Here is a 24986-nt window from a genome sequence, read left to right as displayed (position 1 = left end):
GGATTATGAAACAAACAGTCAACCATTTCTGCCGTATGATGACCGAGCCGTTTTTGGAAAGGGCTTCTTACTACCATCTTTTAACAATAAAAAAAGTGAGGTGGAGAATGGTTGCAACGAAAACTACCGGTCGTAATTTGCAGAAATTAATTGATTTAAGATGTTGTCCCACCGAACAGTATATTCGTGATCGTTTTAAAAAAGATATATTCTGGAAGCAGGAGAAAACGCGACTTTCCCGCGCCTGTTCAATTGAGGATGATGATTTGATTGAACGCATGTTGAAGCGGGGAATTCGAGCTGAAAACGTGCCTGCGTTGCAGATGTTTCCGATCGCCATGGCGGCCTGGTCAAGTGGTTCGGTCAGTTCACAGGAAGCTCAGGCGGCTCTGCAGTCAGTATTTCCCTTTGAGCTCTCTGGTCATACAGCTTCAGTGAACCTGTTCCGTTCCTGGTTGGAGGAGAAACCAGACGCCGATCTGTGGCAGATATGGGAGGATTTTGTCAGCGCAAGGATGCAGCAAATAGACTTACGACATACACAGAAAATTGGACGTACCATCTACAAGATGGCAGAACGTGTGTCACTGGCCTCAGGAGGTTTTTGGGGATTGGGTTCGGTGTGCCGCGAAGAGCAGGAGTTGTTGGAACGAATCAAGCAAACATTCCAACTGGATCAGACATGAGATATTGTCTGGCTGATCTTTCTTTAAGCACAGCATGAAATCAGGCTGCTCTGTGACTGGAAGAATCAAGGGACAATGAAGCTTCCAGTCACAGGCAGTTTTGCAGGGGATTATCACAGATCGCGATCACGGCTGGATGCTTGAGTTTTCTTTCTACAGAGACTGCGTAAAATTGTTCTTTGACACCGTTTGCCAATCCAACTGTGTGTAGGCCATAAATATCAGAAACATCTTCCTGGATCTGGACGGGGATCGCGAACAGCCCCAATCCATTTCGGCCTGCAATCTTCAACATTGCACTGTCTGCAAATTCGCCTTTGATAACCGGGGTCAGGTGCAGGTCACGAAACCACTGGTCCATTGCGTGGCGTAGGACACTCTCGTCTGTGGGCAGCAGGAAAGGGGCACCATCAAGCGAGGCAGGGAAATTCCGGGAATATTTCTGGGCAAGTGCCTTCGTACCCATGATCACAACGTCTGACTCCCCCAAACGGTGAGAGAACGCTTTTACCTTGTAAACAGGATCGAGTGCGGTGTCGGTCAGGATGACATCGAGTTTGTGAATGGCCAGATCTGCAACCAGACGCGGCATTTCGGCTTCTGTGCAAACGAGACGGATTGGTTCATCAAGCATGAGGGCAGGCTGCAGAAGCTGGAATGCCACTAGTTTCGGCATCATGTCGCGAATTCCCACCCGGAGTTCCAAGGGGTTTCCGATGGGTTTCCGATGGGTTTCCCTTTGACGAGCTCCATCAGCTCTCGACCTGTTGAGAAAATTTCTGCGGCATACTCAGCTACCTGAGCACCCGTTTCAGTGAGCACCAGCCCACGGCCCTGCTTTTTGACCAGAGAAACTCCAAAGGCCTGCTCCAGTTGTCTGATCTGAGTGCTGACGCTGGACGGAGAAACATGCAGGATTTCACTGGCACCACGTACGCTACCCTCTCGTGCCACAACCCAGAAGCTTTGTAAGTGATGGTAATTCAGCCAGTCCATGCTCTCTTTCCTAAGCGAATACAATGACGCTATCGACACGCAATTAAGATCGATTTTCAATCGTTAAGTCGTCAAATAACTTTGTATTGGCTGACGCTCTGATTTCAACAATTAAAATGACAGGTGCGCTGGTGGCTGGGATCTGTTTCTAACAAAACTGCCAAGACAAATGCTATTTTTAACAGATGAATAAAAGCTGGCTTCTATCAATGGAGAGGAACACTGGCTGATCTTGCCAGTATCTCTTCCTCATAAAAAGCTATTGCCCATCGCCTGCGTCTCACTAGATATTGTTGGAAGCAGCTCCAGATTCGGAATTTTTAGAAAGAATCGCCGCCGATCACCTGGCCGTCATTCCGGGCTGCCAGCCAGCGGAAGACATTGATATCGACGTTTTCACCAATCATTCTCACGCTACCATCCATTAGCAGAAAATGTGCTCCGCCTGTGTGAGGACTGTTGTAACCGCCTGGACTACCGGTGGGAGAATTGGGGCCGCCAGATCGAACATGAACGAGTGCCATCGTTATCGCGGGCCGTGCCGTGTCACCCACCGCCTGCCCACGCTGTGTGGCGACTTGTTGAGAAAATACGGTCTGCGCTGTGGGAATTACCCCAGCCCAGCCGTTAGGGACGAATGCACTTTGCCTTTCACCAATTCCGAATGTGTTTGAGCTTCCATCAGTAATGTCTCGCATTCGAACTGCGGAATTACGATGGAACATGCCATTGAAGGGTTGTTGCTCATACATGGCAGTGTAACCTGAAGTATTAGTGGGATCGGCACCCCCAAGTGAGCCAATGTAACTGCAGGCTGCCAGATCATTGATGTTCAATGATGCTGGATAAACGCTGATTTGTTGAGGGGTGGTGTCACTCGGGCAGAGATAAGCCGTTACCGTCGAACTCCGTGCTGGAGCGTTAATGCTGTCGGTAATTGGAAGATTGAAATCGATCTGTTCCGAGAGATTTGCCTGATCCATAAACGGCAGGAGCATGGTAAAAAAACTCCAGCCGGGCCCGATTTCGGGTACAGGATCATTACCTCCCCCTGGCCAGGGGCCTGTCGGGATACTCACGAAGCCGGGTGGAAATACACTGTGAGATTCCTCGTAATTGTGGAGTGCCAACCCGATTTGCTTTAGATTATTTTTACATTGTGTCCGTCGGGCCGCCTCGCGGGCCTGCTGGACTGCAGGCAAAAGTAGCGCGATCAGGATCGCAATGATTGCGATCACAACCAGGAGTTCAATCAATGTGAAGCCACGTCGCTGGTGAGAAACTGAAGACTGGGGGAGCATGGGGAGCCTCTACGTCAAACTGTAATTGCTGGATTTTCATTCCATCTGACTCATGATGCTGAATATGAGTCATGGAAAGAGGTTATGAACAAATAATCCTATAGAAGAACATGGGACTGAGACTCGGTCTCAGGTTTATTTTTGTTTTAGGCCTGTCCCAGGCTCTCACAAGAGGGCTGACAAAGAGTTTTTCAGAAAATTTATAAGAAACATTAATTTAAAAGGGCTGTTGAATCAGGCTGATAAATTTCCACGTCTTGAGTTTTTTACAGACGAGGAAAGTAGACTATCGCTAAAAGGATTTTTCTGGGTATTTCTCATCGGCATGCGGTTGACCAGGTGTTCGTATGCTGAGTCTTCTGTTGCCTGGTTGTTCTGGGGCAGATACTGATTCACATGGAACTGCATATCTAATTGCCAGAAATTGCGGGAATTGTTTCCGAGGCTGCTATCACTATAATCACATCGCCGCAAGGGTAGGGGGATCCTGATATCAGGTACCCGATTCCTACAGGCTGTTTGCTATCTATTTACCTGACCAAAATGGTTTTTAGAAACAACTGAATCCTGCTGATTCAGAACTGGTTGTTAAGGCGAGATCTTCTCCTATGAGCTATTACGTGCATTTAATGTCTTTGATCACCAGCGGTTTGATTTTTTTAACAGGCTGTAGTGGCAACGCGACTCCCTCTCAATCTAGGGGCGTTGATTTGATTTCTCTACCAGTGGTCAGCGAAAGTGAGTTGACAGATTTACTGCAAAACGCTGACAGGCCTGTGTTGATCGAGTTCAGCGTGATGACCGGATGTTTTCGCTGTGATGAGATGCGACCAGAGGTGAAGCAACTGCGGGAATTGCTTGACGACCGGGTGGAATTAGCTCGCATGGATTTCAATGCGAACCAGGCTTTGGCTCGTTCACTCGGCGCTAATGTTTGTCCCTCTTATGTTTTGTTTTCCAACGGTCAACCGCTTTGGACGGAGAATTACCCCGTTTCTGGAGGGGTAATAGCGAGTCGAATTCTACAGAATATGACATCCCATTCCCGGGAGGAACCGACTGGCACTTCATCTGGAAGTACAGGTAATTCGTTCTAATCTATATCGAAAGATGATGATACATTCCCTTCGAAATCAGTAGAACGTATCGACAGCCAGTAACCGGCGTTTAAGTCTCATGAAATTCGTGATCTTAAGTCCCGCAACCACATTAGAGTAAAGGGATATCATCGCCACCATAGGACTCGTAATAGTAGCTGAAAAATTGCGGCAGCTTCGGTGTTGTCCCATTTCATACTCAAGATAGATCGTCAAACACGCTCTGGATAGACTCTAATTTCGTAGTAAGTGACATTTAATTTGTCAAACTCTGTCGCTGCGATGTCATCAATATTCAAATTGGACTGCTCATGCCCATCTGCCCCAATTGCCAATCTACAATAGAATACAAAGGGGCTAGGGCTATGGAATGCCCGAAATGTGACTTTGATTTCAAACGTTACCCGTTCGTATCTTGGAAGCTTATGCGATTCAAGTATGACCGAAATAAGACTTACCTAAGGGTTGGTATGGTGGTGTTTTGGATATTTGTTCCAACACTGCTTTTTGCTTGTCTCAGTTTAGTTTTGATCATGAAGGGTAATCTTATCCTGGGTATACCATTCCTTTGTTTTGTCTCCGTTCCAATTTTAACTTTATTCACCATACTTCCTGTTGTGGCTTTACTGAAAAAAGACTGTCTACGAGACATCAAGGACAAACATTCTACTGAGTAGCATGGTTGACATGATGGTGATCATTATTCTCTAGATGTTCTCTCTTGCATGTCACTGTGAAACGCTAAAAATCAAACCTCGTTTTCAGAAGTCCTAGACAACACAACTCTGAGAAGTTTATTTGGGTCTCCCTATTCACAGAAAAGTTAGTGCTTAATCGATCGACTGGCTTTACGAAAAGGTCATGAAAAGACGAACGACTACTAGTAGACCACTACTGATCCAGTGTATTTGTATTCAAACGAGACTTCTAAAAATCAAATTGAATTCTTGGTGACATAAGCTAATTGAAAGTCAAGAATTTATTTGTTTCGGACTTCATATCCTTTCATTAAGGATTCGTTGTGAAAATAAGAACTGTACGATCAGGGCTGATATCGGTATTTATGCTGTTGGGACAATTTCATCTGGTCCATGCTGAGCCAGAGTCATCCTCGCTGCCAAAAGGTTATCATCGAGTCAGTACTGATAAAAAAGCTGACATACAAAAACTCTGCCAGGCGACCGCAGACACTGGTCTGTTTTCTGGTGCCGTTCTGGTCGCTGAAAAGGGGCAGGTGATCTACAAGGGGGCCTTCGATATGGCCAACCGTGAATGGTTAGTGCCCAATACTATTGATACCAGGTACAGACTGGCTTCAGTGAGTAAGCAGTTTTGTTCAATGCTCGTACTGCAACTGGTTCAGGAAAACAAAATCAAGCTGGAAGATAAAATTACAGATCACCTGCATTACTACCGCAATGATACCGGTGACAGAATCACCATTCACCACTTGATGGCTCATCAATCCGGAATCAAAGATTTCACAGCTGACTTTGATTATCGCAGCAAAATCTCGCGACTGTCATATGAAAAAGATGAATTTATCAAGCAACATTGCAGTGGCAATTTTATCCATGAACCCGGAACGATCTACAGCTATTGCAACGCAGGATACTGTATCCTTGGCAGAATAATTGAAAAGGTGACACACAAATCTTATGAAAAAAATTTGCACGAGCGTATTTTTAAACCATTAAACATGCACGACAGTGGTTATGACCGGAATCGAGATATCATCAAAAAACGGGCTTGTGGTTATATCAATGGTCCTTTTGGTTTTGAGAATGCTGATTATATTGAAATGGATTCTACTCCCGGTGCTGCCGGTGCCTTGTATTCGACCGTTGAGGACATGTTCCTCTGGGACCGGGCTTTATATACCGACGTGCTTCTCAACAAAAAGTATCGAGATCTCATGTTCACACCCAACAGTAAAGTGCCAGAGGTCAAAGCCGCAGGTGGACGACCTCATAGTGTGTATGGTTATGGATGGCAAATCTATACGCGAACTCATCCTGTTACCGGGAAGCGGACTAAGGTGATCAATCATGGGGAGCTATTAACGGATTCCGATCTATAGAAAATCGACTGATCGATGATGATGCCTTTGTGATCGTGCTTTGTAACCAGGGGGACCACTTTGGAGCTTCTGATGTATGGAATGCTGTTGTCAGATTAAGCACTGAGCTAAACCATATCGTGACAGGGCAACCTTACAGAATGCCGGCAAAGGTGCGAAAGTCACAAGATCAACGTATGTATGAGATGATCAATGCTAATGCTATCGAAGAGGCACTCGAGTGGTTTAAATTGAAAGGGAAAAAATCAGCTTGGGGGGGCAAATTTTCTATTGGCGAATCAGCTCATAAAAGAGGGACGGGTTGAGGATGGGCTGAGACTCATGGAATTTGACATAGAAGCGACCCCCGGTAAAGTCTGGTTACTCAGAAAGGCATCCAAAGCCTGCCTGGAAAATGGATATGCTGCAAGGGCAATGAATATTTTAGAAAAGGCAATCGCCTTAAGACCAGATGATGAAGAATTCAGTGAAATGAAAGATGAAGCAGAGCGAGAGTTGCAGGGAAGGGGACGCTAAACTGAGGGTGGTGTTACTAAAGTTTAACTCCTATGACTGGCCAAATTATGGGGACACATCCAATGAGATTCTTTGGCATTTAATGATGCATGAGCGGGGCGATCAACTCAAACTGGCGGCATAAAAATAATTCTCTGATGATACATCGCTTACCACCCTGCCTCAAAATCGATTAAAAATATGTCTGACAATAACCCTGATTCTTCTCAAACACACAATCTGATCATGTCGGCAAGTATTGTCTTCATACTTGCCTATGTCTGTTTGATCTGGTTGCTGGGCCCCCGGCTAAGTGAGGTTCCACATCTACCTGACCAGGGGGCCGGCTGGTATTTCTGGAAGCTGTCAGAACCAACAATGTGGGGGCGAATCACAGCCTGGGGCGGCTATCTACTACATCAGCTTGCAAATTTTTTGATTATTTACAGAGCACAACAACTTTCTGTTCGACCAGTTGAATCTGGTGGGATTCGTTATTCGAACCAGCCGCATCTGCTGAATCTGATCGCGTTAGTCGTCAATGCGGTCTTTGTCATACTCCATCTTATTCAAACGCATTTATGGTATGACGGTCTGGCCCAGGATACTCATGTTTTTTCATCGCTGGTTTCAGTTGCCGTTTTATTGATCTGGGTTCTACTCATGGAAACTCCCCGACGGGGATTGTTCTTTGGAGTAAAAGTCCCCATTCAAACTGAGGTCTTGTCTTTCGCGAAGAAATATCACGGTTATTATTTTTCCTGGGCCATAATCTATACTTTCTGGTTCCATCCGACCGAAGCGACTCCGGGGCATTTGTGGGGATTTTTCTATCTGCTGCTGATCATATTACAGGGATGCTTGTTCTTCACTCGGATTCATACGAATCGCTATTGGACTTTGATACTGGAAGTTCTTGTGTTGATCCACGCTGTGGTTGTTGCCCGACTGCAAGGCAGTGGTATATGGCCGATGTTCGCGTTTGGATTTGGCTCTATTTTTGTAATTACGCAAATGCACGGTCTGGGTTGGAGTCGAATGAAACGGGGTGTCATTCTCGTTTTTTACCTGACGGCTTTACTTCTGGTTTATCGTGAACGAGGCTTTTCAAAGGTAAATGAAGTATTGCGAATTCCCGTCATCGACTATCTGGGCGTTCTGTCACTGACCGTCTTGTTTTGGGGATGGTTAAGATTACTCCGGACTATGAAGCAGCAGTAGAAAACAGAAAATGAATTGTGAGTGTGATGATAAGTCCAACGGTAATGTAGATGTCGCAATTCAGAGTGCTGTCTCTTGAATAAGATGTAACATGCTGCAAGATTGATGGACCCGCTGTCCACATCAATACATCGTTACCAAGGTGAATCGGTACATGCTGATACAGATCCAGCTATTGCTGCCGCGTGCCAAACGGGACATTGGTGTACTTGGTTTTATTGTTGGGAAAGGTGCGTGCTTCTCCGCTATGTCAGGATTGGCTCTTCCGAATTCTTATGAGACGCAGATTACGGCTATGCTTATCTGGAAAAGTGGATGAATCGATTCGATGGGGCCAGGCAGCTTTGTAAGATTGACCAGTCATTGATCTGTATGCTCAATGGCTATTCGAACTGTAGTCACGCCGGAAACTGAAGCTTTAGACGGTTAAGATTCTCGGGGTTAAGGGCGCAGGTCAAAACAGCTTTATCGTGGGCCCCGCGGTAAATTTTCAACCAGATATCGGAGAATAAGCATGCGCACATGTACGACAGTCCCTGGGCCTTCACGAAGGCCGTGATCGCGGTTGGGATACACCATATAGTCAAATGGCTTTCCAAGTTCGATCAGCCGATCAACGAGACCTTCAATGATTTGAATGTGAGTGTTCGTTTCACCCGATCCAGTGACGATCAACAGTTTGCCTTTCAGGCCTTCAGCGAAGTTGATGGGGGCGGATTGCCTGTATCCTTCCGGGTTGACTTCGCGGGTTCGCATGTAGATTTCCTGAAACCAGGCGTTGTAAAGCCATGGTTGTGGCTTGGGCACGACCGCGATACCCACTTGGTAGACATCCGGCTTGCGAAACATGGCATTTAACGTGTTGGAACCACCACCACTCCACCCCCAAATACCAACTCGCTCCAGATCGATGTACGGTTCCATTTCCGCAAGCTTCTTCAGAGCGGCCGCCTGATCTTCGGTAGACAGCGGACCCAACGAGCCAAATACGGAACGTCGCCAAGCGGCACCTTTGGGTGCTGCTGTGCCGCGATTGTCGATCGAGACCACAACGTATCCTGTGTCTGCAACAACGCGGTGAAAATCAATCTGTGCGGCGCCCCACTTATCGAGAACTGTTTGCAAATAAGGTTCGCCATATACGTAGACCAACACGGGGTACTTTTTTGATGCGTTAAAATTACCTGGCTTCGTAATCACGGCGTCCATGACCACACTGTCTCCGATGTCGATCTGAACAAATTCGGAAGGTCGGGGCACCATTTGTTTTATCTTTGCCCGCAGTTCGCTGTTATCATTGATGACGCGAATAACCTTATGTTCGGGCAATTGGACGACCTCGACAATGGGGGGCAGATCCAGTCGCGAGTAGGTATGAATGGCCCAGTGCGCATCAGGCGAAATTTGATAGTCGTGGGTGCCCGGCTGATCCTTCGGCGAAATTCGTTCCAAAGTTCCAGTACCGTCCAGCGGGACTCGATACAGATACTTTTGAGTTGCATTGTCGGGGGAAGCATAGAAGTAATACCAACCGCCAGCCTCATCGACATGAGCACGATCGATCAGATCGAACTCACCATGTGTGAGTTTAGTTTCCTTCTTTCGATCACGCGAACACAGCCATGCGTGTCGCCAGCCATCTTTTTCGCTGATGAAAATAAACGCTTTCCCATCATCAATCCATCTCGCCCCGGAATTGATTCTATGGCTACCAATGGCCCAGGCATCATTGACTTCGCTGTAGATGCGAGTGAGTTCTCCATTGACTGCAGCGATCCAGAATTCACGTTTGTCACGGAAACGACTGAGTTTTTCGATCAGTAATTTGTCGGAATTACCAATCCAATCGACCTGGCCTAGATAGAAGCCCTCATCCGGAACTTCGACTGGCAGCCAGTGGACTTTTTCGCCAGTTGAGTCAGCGATTCCAACGCGAAGCGATTCCAGTTTGCCGCCTACTCTTGCAAATCGATGTCGAGCAACACCGGGATAGGACGGATCATCCGGTACCAGGATAGACCGCTGTCTGACTTCAGTCCTGTCAACCTCAACAAACGAAACATAATTACCACTCGGACTCCAGCGAAGGTCGCGAAAAGAAATGTCCCGATCGCCGCCGTCCTCTGTCAACGGTGTTTGTTTATTGCTTTCACGATCAGTCACGAAGATTTTTCGTTTGTGTATCTCCAGGGCGCGTTGGCCATCCGGTGATAAAAACTTTTCCGGCTTCGCATCGTCGACTATGGTGCGTTTCCCGGAGCGAATATCGTATAGAGCCACAACTCGCTTTTTCGTTTCTGGATCTGTTTCCCGAAGCCTGTATCCCGAGCTGTCGGGCAGCCACTCAGCCTTGACTTCTGGAACGTGAAATTCGTTGCGCTCATAAATTGCGCGGAGTCGCTCACTTGCTTTTTCCTGCCACCTTGAAGTTTGAGATTGACCTTTCGCGATTCCAGCGACAGCCTGGACTACAACAGAAAAAGACAGAATAATCAAAGTAAAGAATTTTCTCATGGTGATTTTCATTGATTGCTGTAGCAGTGAATGCGGTTTTCTGTACTGTGGTTTCAGGACGCTTGCTTGTCAGTCTTAGGTCAATAATTCTTCAAGTGGCTGTTCCGTAACGGTTAGGTGAGTACACTTTGGAAACTTGCTGTAAACGGGCTCATGAGTCTCAGGAATTATTAAAGATTAACACTTCTGATCTGCTCACCAGTCACAAGACTGAGTGTTTTGTTGTTTTGCTGGCAGAGTAGTTTCGTTTCCGGTACCGGAGCTTTGTAGCCAGTGAACTATCCGGCCTGATGGAGATGTAATCTTTTCCTCAGCGTTCGATCTGCTGCTTGGCCTTTCCATAACGTATCGAAGATTTACCCCTTGGGCAATTCATCTCTCAGCATTCTGGTGAAGGATTCGATTTAGCCTTTCTCCTGAATACAGCCTGGTTCATTGGCAATTCGCGGTGATCGGGATTCCATCTGTGCATTTTCTTAGGTGAATTCCCTGATTTTTTACACATCAGGGAATTGTTACCCCTTGGGCGAGATGGACTTCGGTTTTCGGAGTAGTGGTGGCCTCTTTTGGACTGCATCTCAGACCAATGTCAGACTAAGAATGGTCGTCTCTCAGGTCTTGGTAAGACTCAACAAACTTCTACTCAGGATCAGAACGGTATTAACGGTAGAGTTCTCCTGGTTGAAGATGGCCCCAACAATCAACGGCTGATCAGATTTGTTCTGTAGAAGGCAGGGGCGGATGTGACCCTGGCAGAGAATGGTAGAACCAACTCAAATACTGGTCTTTCTCGGGCCTTACCTGCTCGGTACAGTGACCTGTCTCTGGGGCTGTGCGCTTATGCGGTTGCAAAGAATCGTCATGCCGCATGGGGTTGTGCAGGTTTTTTATGTATACTGGCGATTCCACTTTTAATTAGGCTGAAAGCACAACACTCTGACATGATCGCTCGATCTTAGATGAGTGCTGCCTCAGACAATCGTGAGTAACGTGCAAAAAGAAGAACTCTACCATGCAGATTATCGACCGGGGAATTGTTTATCCGTCTCATCTCGGGACAGATCGCCAGAGTTGCGCATTTCCGGGCGTGTGCGTCTCCGCGACAGGACGCTGGTTGGTGAGTTTTCGGGCAGCCCCTGAAAAAAGTGGACTGCTGGGCCAACACCCGCTGATTTGCTGGTCTGATGATAGAGGGGCCAGCTGGTCAGAGCCGATGAGTCCTTTTGAGCCACCTCAGTTTGACAATCTGACTCCAGGCAGTTTTCGCGCAGCATATCTCACTGCCTTGAATGATGGCACGCTCATATCTGCACTCTGCTGGGTGGATGCTCGTGATCCCTCGCGGCCATTTTTCAATGAAGAGACTGAGGGTTTACTGGATACTCGAATCTGTCTGAGTCGATCAGAAGACGATGGCCTGACCTGGTCGTCTCCGGTTTTTGTCAGCAGTGAGTTCGATCATGTTCCTACACCGCTGACAGGGCCGATTCTTGAATTCAGCGATACAGAGGACCGCAACCTGCTGGCAATCCAACTGGAACTCAATAAGCCCTATTTCGATAAGACGCCCTGGCATCATCGTTCAATCTTGCTGCTTTCTGATGATGATGGTCACACCTGGTCAAATCACATTGTGACAAGTGATGACCCGGCATTAAGGATGTTTTACTGGGATCAACGTCCAGCACTGGTCGGTGAAAATGAACTGTTAGATTTATTCTGGACTTTTGACCGGGAGACTGGTGAGTATCTCAATATACACGCGCGAAAGACTGAAACCAGTTATGCCGATTGGTCAACACTGTGGGATACTGACGTGCCTGGTCAACCGGCGGCTCCTGTGCGTTTATCAGATGGTCGGCTAGTTATGGTTTATGTAGATCGCACAGAAAACCCTGCGATCAAACTTCGTACCAGTAAAGATAACGGACATCATTGGCCAGTTGAGAGTGAATTAATACTCCATTCGCAGGGAGCATCCCAAAATATGATGTGGCCGGGCGACATGCTTGGTGCCTGGGAGGAAATGTCCAATTTCGCTGTTGGTTTGCCTGCGACAGCGTTGTTGCCTGAAGATGAACTTCTGGTTGTCTTTTATGCCGGTCCGTCGAAAAATGACACCAGCATTCACTGGCAATGTATTCGCCCTTGATCATCAGAAGTGACGTGATAAGAAAGAAAACGAACGCATATCTGAATAAATGGAAATTACTTAACAGCTTCCAGCGTTCTCAATTTTCCCCAATTACCAGTCGGCCGAGAGAAGTAGCGGTATGTGTCGAAAACGTCACCATTTCCAACGATGCGCGGGTCTCCCCCCTGGCGCAGGATCGTCTCCAGTCCGGTGCGCAGCTCCTCCCTGGTCTTTGTGTATTCGGGATTGCTGTAAAGGTTCTGCATTTGATATGGATCCTGACGAAGGTCATACAGTTCTTCACCCGGTCGCAGTTGAAACCAGAGTCGATGCAAAGGCTTCACAGAATTCTCGCTGGCATGTTGCATGAGGTAGTCTAATGTCGGTCCACCATCGATGTCGTAACCCGGAAAGCGATCTGGTTTAAAATTGCGAATATAAAGGTATTCGCGCGTCCGGATGGCCCGGCAGGGATAGCCGATGTTTGGGTCGCGGTTCCAGCCGTGTCGTTCTCGTCCGAACACAACCTTATCACGCAGCAACTCGACATCTCCCGATTTTTTTGACGTAAGCATGCTCAGCAAACTGTGCCCGGTCATCTCCGACGGAATGTCCACCCCGGCTGCTTCCAGAAATGTGGGTGCCAGGTCGGTGAGGTTGACGAAATCAACAACGATACGACCGGCGGGAATTTTCGACGGCCAGCGGACAGCCAACGGCATTCGTGTGCCATGATCGTAAAGTGAGGTCTTCGCGCGCGGGAAAGGCATGCCGTTGTCGCTGGTCACAACAACCAACGTGTTTTCAAGCTGACCTTCTTTTTTCAGCATCTCCAGCATCAAGCCCAGGTCACGATCGAACCGCTCGATTTCAAACAGGTAATCTGCAATGTCACTACGGACTTCTGGTGTGTCTGGTAAAAAATCGGGCACCGAAATGTCGGCGAGGTTCTTACCAGACTGTTTCCCTGATCCCTTCACATATGGCCGATGCGGATCGCTGCTGCCAAACCAGAAACAGAATGGTTTGTCCTTTGGTTTAGATTTCAGAAATTCGCCAAAAGCCGTGACATACCCGACTTGTCTGTGGTTAAATAATGGGCCGGCCGGATTCCGAGTACGGCCACCGGCACGAACGTCACCCGGCGCCCAGCCTTTTCCCGTATAGCCAATCTGGTAGCCAGCCGTTTCCAGCAAGTCCGGATAGACTGGGAACTTTTTCGGCAAAGTTCCCATCAGATTGGCACCTTGTTCCAGTCGCCAGAAATCCTGACCGGTCAGCAGCGCTGCACGCGATGGAGTACATGACGGAGCCGAACAGAAAGCGTGAGTAAACAGCACGCCTTCACGCGCCACCCGATCAAAGGCTGGAGTCTTAACATTTTTGTTGCCGTAAGCCCCGGCATGGATCCAAGACTGATCATCAGAGATTGCCAGGAGGATATTCGGGCGTCTGATCTGTCCGATAACGTCGCCTGCCGTTAGGAGGCTGGTAACAACAATCATGACAACCTGAAAGCAGAGCCTGAACATAGTCTCTAAATCCTTCTCAAAAAACATCTGCTGTGGACTTGAATTGCTATAGAGAGCTGAGCCAGCCTTTGGCTTTTTCTGCGATTCTGCAACAGTCGTTCGGTTCCAAGCATGTCCAATACGTTTGGTCAGCGTCACGGATACGAAAATACAAGATAACAATAATTCTCGCATTTCGCATGTATCAAGATTTGGGGGGAAGTTCAGAATCCTGATTAGTATATCAAGTTCTGGTACCGGTTAAGGGGGCAGGTCATCTCCGCTTTTTCGTCTCATCCAGCGAGAGTAGATCATTGTCAGAATCACGAAGGAAAACAGAGAGATTACTCCCGCCTCTGTATTGTTGTCACCGAACTTTGTCTGCAGTCTCGGAAAGACGCTCTCCAGAGCGAATTTAAGACCAAAAACAAAGGGCATTAATAACAGTATCGGGATATACTTCTTCAATAATCTGCGTCCTTTGATGTAGCTTATAGTGTCACAACTCAATCACTATATATTAGTGATTATAGAGATTCAATTTCGTTTCGGGCCTAAAAATATTTCTTGACGTGCCAAGCCGTTACGCGTCCAGTCACTCAGCGAGTTTGAAAGATGAACAATAATTCTGAATCATCGAATGACGATCTCCTCGAAGAAGTGACGCCTGAGCAGCAACTGCAATGGTTGTATAATACGCCGCTTTCAATAAGCACGCTGTTCATTTCCGCGATCTACTCCGGGGCTGCTTGGACGTTTGTCGCAGTCACCCCGCTGTACGGTCTCGCTGCAATTGGTGCGTTGAAAGGCGAGTGTTTTCCAGTCCCAATCCAGCAAGCCACTCAAGTGAGTGGAGTTCCAGTACTCGTCAGGCTGGTCTATCTGATCGGCCCGATGACTGGGTTAATCTCAATCGCAGTTTATCAGTTCGTTAAGGTGTTCGAGAGAATCATGCGGCTGCGGGCTGTCAATGCGCGTACGGGAAACCAAGAGATCGCAAACTTGCTGACCGAGACTATTGCCCTGGTCCAGAAACGCAGCAAACTTGGCGAACGGGTTTCTAACTGGGAGCCTGGGGATCCAGAATATGATGCCTACTCCGTGACAGCGTCTGCAGCCGATAAAAAAATGAGTGAGTTACTGGGGCCCTTGCGGGGAACGCGTCTAACGTATTTAGGACTCGTTGCTTTGAACTGGTACGCGATCGGATTACAGTTCTACTATGGCATTCAATGGGGCTTTTGCAGTTACTGGTTGGCGGTCCCTGTCTTGGCGATTTGGATCATCGTTATGTTTTTATGTTCGATATCCAAACGGAAAGCGATTTGGATCGCCGGAATGCTCTTATCTACGATCTTCAGGCGGAGATAGATCTGTGAATATTAATTCGTCGTGGGTTTTGAAGGGTTGGGGGGATCTGCGTTAGTCGGGTTGTCTCGTTGCTGGTACGAAAAGCAACATCGGCTGGATGTGGCGTATACTGTAATTGCCATCCAATTGTAACTGGTACGTCATTCAGATTTCTTCACCTTGATCCACTTGACTTCCAGCTTGAAATCACCAGCCTTCTTGTCTCCCAATAGGAAACCAAGACCACTGGCATTAGCGGGGTCCAGTTTCTGATCGGGATATACTCGGCCTCTCCAGGTCGCTACGAAGTTGCTGACCGGTAACTCGACCTCGATCCACTCATTCTTCTTAGTCTTGAAAGACTGACGAAAGGAGAAGCCACCAAGGTTCGGTTGGTCATAAACATTAAATTTATACTCCCGACCATCGCCTTTGATTCTAACCACGATGACGTCGTCATCTTTCAGCAGGAGGTTGCTGTTCCTGGCTCTTACTGAAGCAAAGCCACCATTGTTCTCCAGCGACAATGTACCATAGAACTCCAGGTTTCTGTCGTCGTTGATTTTGAAGCGACCATCAGAACGCCCGCCCATCACGCCATCATTGATGGTTTGCCACTGTTTGGCAGACCCAGGCTTATCGAAGGTGAAAAGATTACGTTCATCGGCAACGGATAGCGATGCGATCGAGAATAACATCGCTGCGAAAATCACCGTTTGTTTCATGAGTATCCCTTTGCAATGCATCGTATCAATACCAGCTGCCTGACACTAACTTGTCAACGAAATTCCGCCAGATGTCAATGACACGATCAGATCATATTCACAATGTGATTACAGGTAATGCAGTTAAGCATATTTTGTAGATTGCCATCCCAAAATCGAAAGCTTGCCATCAGCTATATTAATTATTGGAGTTTTACCCACAGCTGCAAGGGAAATAAGGCGTCTGGTCTAATGTTCATTTTGGAATGTGGCTATACGCTGTCGGCTGGTAATGGGCTTACTCGACATGAGAAGAAAATGCAGTATCATTTGTTGATAATGTGATTTTTTGAAGGCCCGCGCAATGCAGCCCTATGGTGTTTTTGCCTCATGTTATTGTAACCTCTCTGTCACCTTTATTTTCACCGGTTGATCAGATGCAGAATTCTGAACCAGAGGAAGATGAGAACCAGTCTAATTTGCGTTCGTTCCTGGAAGAAACCATTCAGGGAATTAATGAAGCAGAGCTAAACACGAGGATCGATTTTTTAAATCCGGAGCAACTGGAGGGACCGGAGGTCAGTCTGCGACCTTCGAATGAAAAACCGCAAGAGAGCAGTGTCGATGCTTCTTCGATCGGCCAGCGCCAGATCCAGTCTAAAGATCCAGACCATCCCGTTCCTGAACGGAATCAGCAGATAGATTACAGAGTGCTGGAACTGTTAGGAGAAGGGGGGATGGGCCAGGTTCATCTGGCTGAGCAGGTTGCACTCGGGCGGAATGTTGCAGTCAAACAAATTCGCTCCAGCCAGTCTAGCGACTTGGTACAGCGGGAGTTTTTGAAAGAGGCCAGCGTCACGGGTAAGCTGGAGCATCCCAATATTGTACCAATCTACGAGGTAGGGCAGACTCATCAGGGAAACCTGTTCTACTCGATGAAAAATATTCAGGGGAGCTCCTGGTCAACAGTCATTGATGAATGTAGCCTGCTCGAGAATCTGGAGATTCTGCTAAACGTCAGTGATGCCGTAGCATTCGCACATTCTCAGGGCGTCATCCATCGCGACCTCAAGCCGGACAACATCATGATCGGGGGCTTCGGTGAGGTGCTCGTCCTTGACTGGGGGTTAGCTGTTATTCTGGATCAGTCCACCTCTGTCTCGACTTCCGTTTCTGGAACGCCTGCTTACATGCCTCCCGAAATGGTCAATACGCCCGAGCAGGTGAGCCGAATGAGTGATGTCTATCTGCTGGGGGCGATCCTGTATCGCATTCTGGCCGGACATCCCCCGCATGGAGGAGCATCGGCTCAGAAGTGTCTGCTGGCAGCTTCCAGAAATGAAATCCTACCCTGTTCACGCGAACGTCTTGCTCAACTGGATACTTCTGGCGAACTGCTGGAGATCGCGTTGCGGGCCATGAAAGCACGTCCCGACGAGAGATTCCAGTCTGTGAAAGACTTTCAAGAGTCGCTGCGTCAATTCCTGCAACACCGCGATAGTCTCGAGCTGATGTCGCGAGCTGATTTAGCCCTCAAGGCAGCCCATGAGACGGGAGATTATTCCCAGTTCTCGCGGGCCCTTTTTGGATATGAGGAAGCTGTTAAGCTTTGGGATGAGAATCTGGAGAGCCAGAACAGGATCGAGCAGGCCCGGATTGAATGGGCTCACTGCGCTGAGTCACAGGGGGATTATGATCTGTGTCTGTCTTTGCTGGATGAAGGCGAGTCCAATCAGAGAGAGTTCAAGGATCAGGTGCTCAAGGCGAAGGTGGAACGCGAGTCCCGCCAGGCTCGTTTACAGCGTTTCAAGGTCCTCAGCCTGGCAGCCAGTCTGATTGTCGCTGTTCTTGCTTCGGGGGCAGCGATCTGGATCAAATCGGAACGCGATAAGGCAGTGGCGGCAGAAAAAATGGAGACTCAGGAGCGGTTACGCGCCGACAAGGCGGCTCAACTGGCAAAACAGGAAGCCCTCCGTGCCGATCAGGAAGCTAAAGCGGCGAAACAGAGTGCCCGGGAAGCGCGACAGAATCAGTTGGTAGCTGAACGCAATGCATATGGTGCAGATATGCTGCAGATCCAGGCAGCCTGGGAGCAGGCGAATCTGCCTCGAGTAAATGAGCTTCTGGAGCGATATCAAAGCCGGGATGACCTGAAAGGGTTTGAATGGAACTATTTCAAACGCTTGACAGAGGCCTCTCTGGAAACGATCAAAATTCCACGGATGATTTCGCAAGCAGTCTCTTTCAGTCCCGATGGGCGACTCATCGCGGTAGGCTATGGTGACGGACGGGCCGTATTTTATGATCCAGCGACCACCAAAGTTGTGAGTGAACTCAAGTCTCATACAGGTGATGTCACTTCAGTCTGCTTCAGCTCAGATGGGAAATATTATGCCTCCAGTGGTGAAGACGGACGAGCTGTGATTCACGCCTGGCCTTCAAAGGCAGTGCTACATGAACTGCAGGCGCATCAGGGATCTGTTCTGCGAATCAGGTTCAGTCCCGATTCAACACAACTTGCATCAGCGGGAGAAGATAAGCTCATCAAACTTTGGGATGTAACCCAAGGGAGCGAAATTAAAGTCCTGAAGGGGCATACTGCGGAAGTGGCTGATGTGGATTTCAGCCCTGACGGTACACAGCTGATTTCAGGCGGGTATGAGAGTGCCGTTCGACTCTGGGATCTGGAAGGCGGAAAACAGGTGCGCTCGTTGAATGGTTTCCTCGGGCCCGTTAATGCAGTGGCTTTTCATCCGCAGGGAAAATATGTCGCGGCAGGGGGACGTGATAATCGTGTTCTCGTCTGGGATCCGATCTCCGGAAAAAAACGTTCTCCTTCATTTCAGACTGTCACAGAGGTGTATTGTGTTGAATTCAGTCCGGATGGGAAGTTCATTGCTTACTCGGGTATAGATGATCGCGTCTACGTGGCTGATTTTGAGACGGGAGAAATTCAGAATGACTTGCGGGGACATGTTTATGGGATTCTGAGACTGAGCTTCAGCCCAGATGGCCGACGACTCGCTTCTGCCAGCCCGGATCGACTACTTAAGATCTGGGATCTACAGGCTTCTCCCGAGCGTCTTTCCCTGGCGGGACATAAGGGAATGATTCGTTCATTGAAAGTGAGTCCTGATGGGTCCCGGGTGGCTACCGGTGGTAATGATGGTGTAATTCTCATTCGTGATGCCGATTCGGGACAGATCCTGGAGATTCTGAAGGCACATGAGCATGCCGTGCTCTCTCTGGATATTCAGAATGGGGGGTACCTTGTTTCAGGAGGCTATGATAAGACGGTCCGAATCTGGAATAGCCAGAGCGGTAAACTGATTCATACGTTGACAGGCCATCAGGAATCAGTCACTGGTGTCAGCCTGACAGCAGATGGGAAACATGTGCTGTCTACAGATATGGGCGGTGATGTCAGATTATGGGATCTAGAATCCGGAACGCAACTACGCTCCTATGATATAGATCCAGAATATGGCTCTCAGCTCGTGGTTGTGCCAGAAAGAAACCAGTTCATCACCTGCCACAAAAAAGCGATACTCCGTCTCCGGGATTTACAGACTGGCGAGTTGATCCGGGAACTGGATGGAAAGAACCGCGCCGATCCTAAATCGCTGAGCATCAGTGAAGATGGAACCCTACTTGCAGCTGGAATGGGATCCACTGTGAAAGTCTGGAATCTGGAAAACGGAGAGCGACTCCATTCACTGGAAGGACACAATTTGTTTATCTATTCCCTCACGTTTAATTCGGATGCGAGCCGACTCGCTTCCTCAAGTTTGGACGGGACTATTAAGATCTGGAATCTGAAAACCGGACAGGAAACGTTAGCATTTCCATTCCCCACGAGCTACGCCGGCATCGATTTCCATCCTGATGGTCAACGAATTTATGCCAGCGGAGAAGGAGGTGAATTGCTTATCTGGGATGCCAGACTCTGGACGGAATCATTACGAAACGAGTTACAGGCGCGGTACCTGCTGAATGCTTTGAGGAAAGAGTGTCTCTCGCTCGAAGATCTGCAATCTGCCATCGCGGCAGATAAGACTGTCTCAAATCAGGCACGACAACAGGCTCAGCAATGGGCCAAACTGTTCTGGCAGGGACACCTGTACGATCTGGTCCTGAACCCTGAAGTGATCATCGCATCCGGTAATTTTGAAAAAATGTTGCAGCTGGCAGATCTATCCCGCAAGTCAGGTTCACAGACAGCGCAGGAGTTTTTCGATCTTGCTTTGCTCTACTCTGCCTGCCTGACTCCTTGCCCCGCTGATCGCAGGGATGTAGTTCGCAGGAAAGCGATAGAATGTTTTGTTGCCGGATGCGACCGGGCCAGTTTCGAGGAAATCCAACAGGTGTTGAGTAATTCCGGATATAGTCCCTTGAGATATGAGCGGGCAGTGCTCCATGCCAGACAGTTGGCGATGCTACGTTTGTGGAATGAGAACCCGAATGATCTCAAGAGGATCAGGAATTTGGCACTCTGTCATTTCGATTCAGGGATATTGTTTCTTCGACAGGGAAAAATCGAAAAAGCAATTGAAAACTTCCTCGAAGCCCAAAAACTCCACCGACAGTGTGTCGCAGTCGCATCTCAGGAATTTTCATCTTATGATGGAGTGAAGGTCAGCTCAGATCGTCTGGGGCAGTCATACCTCGAAGCAGGACTGCCTGACGAGGCCGTCCGGGCTTTTGCTGAGGCAATCCAAGCTTGCGATCAGATGCTTGAGCGGGAAATGCAACAGGATTATGCCCGAGCGAGTCGAGAGATTCTCATTCGATTGAAAACGAAAGCTGAGCAGAACAGGCTGGCGATTGGTGATTGGAAAGATGTTTTGCTGAAGGCAGAGAAAACTCCGCTGCTTTTGTATTATCGCGCAGTCAACCTTGCTCTAAGAGGGAATTATGATGACGCGATGCAAGCAGCTGAAAAACTAAGCACCCTCAATCCCCAAAGTACTTCGAACAGTTTCAACGCCGCCTGTGCCTATGCCCGCTGTGCAGAGCTGCTCCAGTCTTCAACAGGAGAAAAGGGGAAGTCGACAGTTTCTGTAAAAGCTGAGCAGTGTATCCAGTTAGCCATTGAATGCTTACAGAATTCCAGGTTTGCGCAAAAGATTGAACTGCGCAATGATCCAGACCTTCAGGTACTCCATCGACGGGATGAGTTTCAAAAACTGATCGGACTGCAAACGTCGGTGGATACGGTTGCAGATAGAACCGTATGGAAGACGTCACAGGCCTGGATCGATAATCCAGACTATGTAAATCATTCCAACTTCGAGAAACAACCCGATGGTACCTGGCAGGAAACGGGGATCGACTTCAATGGCAACAAGTTCACATCACAATTTACGCTGCATGAAACAACCCCTCTCTACCTTGAGTTGAATAAAGAAGGTACCAGTATCCGGGTCCGTTTGTGGCCGGACAAGGCTTTCTGGGGGGCAATCTCTGCTGAAACTGACCGGGTGTCGAATTGGGGGTTTCTGCAGGAAGGGAGCTGGGCCAGGGGGGAGCCGTCGATCAATTCCGGTTCGGAAGCAGCTGACGGCCAATAGAGATTGGCGAGAGTTCGCGTTGCCAGCTGCGTCATGACTGGAGTAAAACAAACCTCTCGCCCTTGTAGGACATGGCCTGCTGTTTATCATGACATTACCGACATTTAGGCGCGAGTTCTGACTCTCATTTCGTAAAATATCGATGCCCCTTTCCCAAAGCTGCCCTGATTTACAAGAATCAGACTAGTAGAAAAGCACGCGCAAGCAACGCATCTATGACCATCGTCTGAAAAAGTTCGTTCGATCCACCGCAATATCGAAGTCGCGATTCAACGTGGCCTCTCGACATATACGGCCCGAGGCTGGCTGACGAAAACCATGTCCGACGTATTCACCATTGACGTTTTAGATATGAGTCTGGCTGAACTGCAGTGTGAAGTGATCTCGCTGCATAGTCGCAACGTTCGATTGATCGCTTTGCTGCGTCTGATCATCACCGTCATGAAAGTGATTCACTTCACGCTGTCACAAATTCGGCATCCACAAGCAGCCCAAAAGCTCCGAGTACTGCAGGCCATAGAATATTCGCGAAAGTATTTTCCATTGAAAACAGTCCTGCGTGTGATCGGCCTGTCGCACGGTCGCTATCGTGAGTGGAAATTGGTCTGGATGACCTGTCATCGTGCCCTCGATCGTCTCCGCATCAGCTCACTGTCGCATACTCACTGTCGCATAAATGAGAACGATTTAGGAAATGGTCACATCTGAAGAATACGGTCATATGGCAACCGGGACACTGGCACGCCTGGCGGAACGGATAGGTAAGGTCTTCGCTTCTCGGTCGACGTGGTACCGTCTGGTCCGAATCCACAAATGGCGGAGACGACGGTCACGCGTTTATCCAGCAAAGCCGAAAGTTGGGGCCGTGCGATACGGGTGCAACTGCAGGAATCGCGTATCGCAGCGAGAAAATTACGGATGGTGTCAAATCGATCTTAGAGCTTTCGGATGTGTGAGGAAATACTCGCGTTCAGTAATTGAGTGAGAGTGGCAGGACGGATTTAGCAGGTTAGTAATTCACCGTTCATGATTTCAACCGGTGATTTCATTCTCCTATGGCCGAGGCAGCATGAAAAGTCATTTCGTGCGGTAATGGTCCCTGCGTTTCATTGCCGAATGGACTGGGGTTTTCCCAAGTGCAAGAACTCGCGCGAAAATGTCTGGGACGTTGTGATAAACAGAACGGTAAACCTCATGGAACCATTTTCGAACATGAAGAAGAACATTTTCCGATGCTGGATCAGGGATTGACTGCGCTGATGGAGGATCTATGCAACCGGCGGATGGAGAAAGATGTATCTGTAGTCGTCTGGGGGGAATTGGGCTGAATTCCTCGAATCAGTCCTAAAGTAGGGCGAGACCATTAGCCGAAAGTTTCGTGTGCCATGCTGGCAGGAGGAGGGATAAAAACCGGCAAGGTGATTGCTTCCACTAATCGTTTCGCAGAATATGTCGAAGATCGCCCGGTTGGTTTTAACGAGATATTTGCCACGTTGTATGATAATCTGGGAATTGACGTGAATACCGCTACCGTTACTGATCTATCAGGACGTCCGACGTATCTGGTCGACCACGCTCAGCCGATTCCAGAGCTGATTTGAGTTATCAGTTTTCCTCCAGGGGCTGATCAGCGATGAGACCGGGTTCAGTTTCTGTTTTGTGGCGGTGTGGAGAACAGACTCCGACCCTGCGAGGCGGACTTCGATGCTCCCATAGTTTGCAGGGGCTTTTACCTGGTGAATCCTCAGGGATATTTCGCGGTGTGGATAACCCTGCCGAAATTGGAGTCGTCTGGATCAGTGAGGAAGTTCCATTGATGGGTCTCGACATCGAAGCGAATGATCTTTCCCTTATGAGGGGCCCGGTTTGCTATGGTTAACATCTGATCGAAAAATGCCCGCTGGGCCTCTGGGGTTCTGTCGAATACGAATCGGTAGCGCGAATCAGCAACAGCGCCAATCCATTTTTCGAGTCGTGCTTCTTCTCTGTGTCCGTCTTCATAAACGGCCCAGACTTTTTTATAAGTAACTTCACCATCAGCCTGCGTGTTGCTATACATTTGCATTGCCGTTGCGGGGTAGAACTCGATTCGTGCCAGCCAGCAGATACTGAGCCCCAGCATCAGGAACAGAAAAACGCTGAAGTATTTCTGGTGTAGTCGGCCTTGTTGGACGTCATTCCGCAGATCCTGCTTTACTGTTGTTTTCTCAAGCCATTCTTGAGGGACCCACTGACTGAGATTGAAAAAGACGGCTTGAATCAGAATGAGATCGAAGAACAGAATCCCTTGGAAAAATAATATTCCCAGATGCATAGCGGCGGTCAGCAGGGGGATAACGAATCGCGCACGTTTAGAAAACAGAACCAGACCATAAAGTGACTCGGCCAGAACGGCTGAAATACCCAGAACTGAGAAAACAAAGAGGGGTAAACGGGTGATTTCGTGCTCGAGTCCCCACTCGAAGTGCATGGGGTTGAGCGTATCCGTCATGACGATGCGTTTCAGGTTGACTCCATCCCACCAGCCCGGTCCGCCGTTACGAAGTTTACTGATACCCGCCATTACGTATGCAGAGGCGATGATCGACCAGCAGAGGTACCGGCACCAGCCATAGCTGGCGAAAGGCAAACTCGTGGACGTCGTTTTGTTTCTGGAGAGGTATTGATCTAACGCCAGTCCCTCTCCACAACGCATGAATGATAACGCGATACCAACCAGAATCGGTACCAGGCCGGTATGATAGAAATTGAAATATTCGCGAAGCATCCCAGCATGGATTAAGGCCAGGATCGTCGCGCAGGGAACGCAGAACCGCGTTTTAAATCCAAGCATTGCCAGAACAAGTAAGCTGAGTGTCACTGTTTTCAGAATGACGAGTTTAGTGTAGCTGGCGTAGATAGTATCCCACCCCGGGAGCAAGTGCAGCCAGGACATGACACCCATGTCAGTTCTGAGTTGAGCGGGAAGAAGAGACACGCTGGGCAAGTCTTCCCAGGCTACGTTCATGGCCAGGATCATGAAAACCCAAAATCGGATCGCACCGAGGTCCTCAGGTTTGGCATCCCCCACAAAATGATGGAAAAAATCCGCCCCCAGGCGTTTCGCCAGAACCACGATGGCATACAGCATAATCAGTTGAGTTGCTAAGAGTAGAATTAGACTAAAGGGGTGCAATCTTGATTACCTAGTATTAAAGATCAATGGACTGATTAGGGCTGTGGCTGCCTCTTTCAAACTGAGTGACAAGTCATTCGAGGTCCAGGTCCTGAGGACGTTGGCTGGATGAGAGTGGTCCGGAATGGTCGGCAACACATTCATGGCTGATC

General features: G+C 48.5%; 18 protein-coding genes and 1 pseudogene. 12 read left to right on the top strand and 7 right to left on the bottom strand.

From position 1 onward, the window contains the following. The first annotated feature begins 5 nt into the window (after positions 1 to 5). Entirely contained in the window at positions 6 to 686 is a 681-nt protein-coding gene (locus F1728_RS04875; RefSeq protein WP_155363152.1) for a hypothetical protein, read from the top strand. A gap of 88 nt (positions 687 to 774) precedes the next feature. On the opposite strand, the gene F1728_RS04870 is transcribed toward F1728_RS04875, so the two are convergent. From F1728_RS04870 to F1728_RS04860, 3 genes are all read right to left on the bottom strand, one after another. Continuing rightward, positions 775 to 1365 (bottom strand): LysR substrate-binding domain-containing protein, encoded by a 591-nt coding sequence (locus tag F1728_RS04870; RefSeq protein WP_155363151.1) that lies wholly within the window; start codon positions 1363 to 1365, stop codon positions 775 to 777. Beyond that, a complete protein-coding gene (locus F1728_RS04865; RefSeq protein ID WP_155363150.1) occupies positions 1362 to 1682 on the bottom strand; it encodes a LysR family transcriptional regulator in 321 nt (106 codons plus the stop codon). Before F1728_RS04865 ends, F1728_RS04870 begins: the two co-directional genes overlap by 4 nt. 320 nt (positions 1683 to 2002) lie before the next feature. After that, positions 2003 to 2983: a DUF1559 domain-containing protein gene (locus F1728_RS04860; protein WP_155363149.1), complete on the bottom strand. Its 981-nt coding sequence runs from the start codon at positions 2981 to 2983 to the stop codon at positions 2003 to 2005. Positions 2984 to 3591: 608 nt separating this feature from the next. On the opposite strand from F1728_RS04860, the gene F1728_RS04855 reads away from it, so the two are divergent. The 5 genes from F1728_RS04855 (at position 3592) to F1728_RS04840 (ending at position 7876) form a co-directional block, all read left to right on the top strand. Next, positions 3592 to 4080, top strand: coding sequence for a thioredoxin family protein (locus tag F1728_RS04855; protein WP_155363148.1), 489 nt, complete (start codon positions 3592 to 3594; stop codon positions 4078 to 4080). Between the two features lie 1021 nt (positions 4081 to 5101). Beyond that, entirely contained in the window at positions 5102 to 6160 is a 1059-nt protein-coding gene (locus F1728_RS04850; RefSeq protein WP_155363147.1) for a serine hydrolase domain-containing protein, read from the top strand. Positions 6161 to 6336: 176 nt separating this feature from the next. Beyond that, a complete protein-coding gene (locus tag F1728_RS32090) occupies positions 6337 to 6465 on the top strand; it encodes a hypothetical protein (RefSeq protein ID WP_261344510.1) in 129 nt (42 codons plus the stop codon). A gap of 16 nt (positions 6466 to 6481) precedes the next feature. Continuing rightward, positions 6482 to 6676, top strand: a complete 195-nt coding sequence (locus F1728_RS04845; RefSeq protein WP_155363146.1) for a hypothetical protein — start codon at positions 6482 to 6484, stop codon at positions 6674 to 6676. A 180-nt stretch (positions 6677 to 6856) separates the two neighbouring features. Then, positions 6857 to 7876: a hypothetical protein gene (locus tag F1728_RS04840; RefSeq protein ID WP_155363145.1), complete on the top strand. Its 1020-nt coding sequence runs from the start codon at positions 6857 to 6859 to the stop codon at positions 7874 to 7876. A gap of 465 nt (positions 7877 to 8341) precedes the next feature. On the opposite strand, the gene F1728_RS04835 is transcribed toward F1728_RS04840, so the two are convergent. Further along, entirely contained in the window at positions 8342 to 10390 is a 2049-nt protein-coding gene (locus tag F1728_RS04835; RefSeq protein ID WP_194242688.1) for a S9 family peptidase, read from the bottom strand. Between the two features lie 1012 nt (positions 10391 to 11402). Between F1728_RS04835 and F1728_RS04830 the strand changes: the two genes are divergently transcribed. Then, positions 11403 to 12542, top strand: a complete 1140-nt coding sequence (locus F1728_RS04830) for a sialidase family protein (RefSeq protein ID WP_155363143.1) — start codon at positions 11403 to 11405, stop codon at positions 12540 to 12542. Between the two features lie 56 nt (positions 12543 to 12598). On the opposite strand, the gene F1728_RS04825 is transcribed toward F1728_RS04830, so the two are convergent. Next, positions 12599 to 14230, bottom strand: a complete 1632-nt coding sequence (locus F1728_RS04825; RefSeq protein ID WP_155363142.1) for a sulfatase family protein — start codon at positions 14228 to 14230, stop codon at positions 12599 to 12601. Positions 14231 to 14650: 420 nt separating this feature from the next. On the opposite strand from F1728_RS04825, the gene F1728_RS04820 reads away from it, so the two are divergent. Then, entirely contained in the window at positions 14651 to 15406 is a 756-nt protein-coding gene (locus tag F1728_RS04820; RefSeq protein WP_155363141.1) for a hypothetical protein, read from the top strand. A gap of 140 nt (positions 15407 to 15546) precedes the next feature. On the opposite strand, the gene F1728_RS04815 is transcribed toward F1728_RS04820, so the two are convergent. Further along, on the bottom strand, positions 15547 to 16110 hold the full coding sequence (locus F1728_RS04815; RefSeq protein WP_194242687.1) for a CIA30 family protein: 564 nt from the start codon (positions 16108 to 16110) through the stop codon (positions 15547 to 15549). Between the two features lie 416 nt (positions 16111 to 16526). On the opposite strand from F1728_RS04815, the gene F1728_RS04810 reads away from it, so the two are divergent. The 4 genes and pseudogenes from F1728_RS04810 to F1728_RS32405 all read left to right on the top strand — a co-directional run. Continuing rightward, entirely contained in the window at positions 16527 to 21659 is a 5133-nt protein-coding gene (locus tag F1728_RS04810; RefSeq protein WP_194242686.1) for a protein kinase domain-containing protein, read from the top strand. Positions 21660 to 21977: 318 nt separating this feature from the next. Next, on the top strand, positions 21978 to 22367 hold the full coding sequence (locus F1728_RS04805; RefSeq protein ID WP_155363138.1) for a hypothetical protein: 390 nt from the start codon (positions 21978 to 21980) through the stop codon (positions 22365 to 22367). A gap of 428 nt (positions 22368 to 22795) precedes the next feature. After that, positions 22796 to 22987 (top strand): hypothetical protein, encoded by a 192-nt coding sequence (locus F1728_RS32410; RefSeq protein WP_315853514.1) that lies wholly within the window; start codon positions 22796 to 22798, stop codon positions 22985 to 22987. Between the two features lie 51 nt (positions 22988 to 23038). After that, a pseudogene (locus F1728_RS32405) lies at positions 23039 to 23260 on the top strand (DUF1501 domain-containing protein); the annotation flags it as partial. Positions 23261 to 23403: 143 nt separating this feature from the next. Here F1728_RS32405 and F1728_RS04795 read toward each other — a convergent pair. Continuing rightward, positions 23404 to 24789, bottom strand: a complete 1386-nt coding sequence (locus F1728_RS04795) for a hypothetical protein (RefSeq protein WP_155363137.1) — start codon at positions 24787 to 24789, stop codon at positions 23404 to 23406. Positions 24790 to 24986: the final 197 nt, after the last annotated feature.

Origin of the sequence: Gimesia benthica (assembly GCF_009720525.1) — a bacterium.
Classification (GTDB): Bacteria; Planctomycetota; Planctomycetia; order Planctomycetales; family Planctomycetaceae; genus Gimesia; species Gimesia benthica.
The sequence above is the reverse complement of the archived record's forward strand: the minus strand, read 5'-3'. Positions and strand labels throughout refer to the sequence as shown.

Coding starts and splice junctions, on each gene's coding strand:
- F1728_RS04855 (WP_155363148.1), top strand. CDS start 3,592: ATGAGCTATTACGTGCATTTAATGTCTTTGATCACCAGCGGTTTGATT.
- F1728_RS04840 (WP_155363145.1), top strand. CDS start 6,857: ATGTCTGACAATAACCCTGATTCTTCTCAAACACACAATCTGATCATG.
- F1728_RS04835 (WP_194242688.1), bottom strand. CDS start 10,390: ATGAGAAAATTCTTTACTTTGATTATTCTGTCTTTTTCTGTTGTAGTC.
- F1728_RS04825 (WP_155363142.1), bottom strand. CDS start 14,230: ATGCGAGAATTATTGTTATCTTGTATTTTCGTATCCGTGACGCTGACC.
- F1728_RS04830 (WP_155363143.1), top strand. CDS start 11,403: ATGCAGATTATCGACCGGGGAATTGTTTATCCGTCTCATCTCGGGACA.
- F1728_RS04815 (WP_194242687.1), bottom strand. CDS start 16,110: ATGAAACAAACGGTGATTTTCGCAGCGATGTTATTCTCGATCGCATCG.
- F1728_RS32090 (WP_261344510.1), top strand. CDS start 6,337: ATGTATGAGATGATCAATGCTAATGCTATCGAAGAGGCACTCGAGTGG.
- F1728_RS04810 (WP_194242686.1), top strand. CDS start 16,527: ATGCAGAATTCTGAACCAGAGGAAGATGAGAACCAGTCTAATTTGCGT.
- F1728_RS04795 (WP_155363137.1), bottom strand. CDS start 24,789: ATGCTGTATGCCATCGTGGTTCTGGCGAAACGCCTGGGGGCGGATTTT.
- F1728_RS04805 (WP_155363138.1), top strand. CDS start 21,978: ATGTCCGACGTATTCACCATTGACGTTTTAGATATGAGTCTGGCTGAA.
- F1728_RS04820 (WP_155363141.1), top strand. CDS start 14,651: ATGAACAATAATTCTGAATCATCGAATGACGATCTCCTCGAAGAAGTG.
- F1728_RS04860 (WP_155363149.1), bottom strand. CDS start 2,983: ATGCTCCCCCAGTCTTCAGTTTCTCACCAGCGACGTGGCTTCACATTG.
- F1728_RS04875 (WP_155363152.1), top strand. CDS start 6: ATGAAACAAACAGTCAACCATTTCTGCCGTATGATGACCGAGCCGTTT.
- F1728_RS04865 (WP_155363150.1), bottom strand. CDS start 1,682: ATGGACTGGCTGAATTACCATCACTTACAAAGCTTCTGGGTTGTGGCA.
- F1728_RS04845 (WP_155363146.1), top strand. CDS start 6,482: ATGGAATTTGACATAGAAGCGACCCCCGGTAAAGTCTGGTTACTCAGA.
- F1728_RS04870 (WP_155363151.1), bottom strand. CDS start 1,365: ATGATGCCGAAACTAGTGGCATTCCAGCTTCTGCAGCCTGCCCTCATG.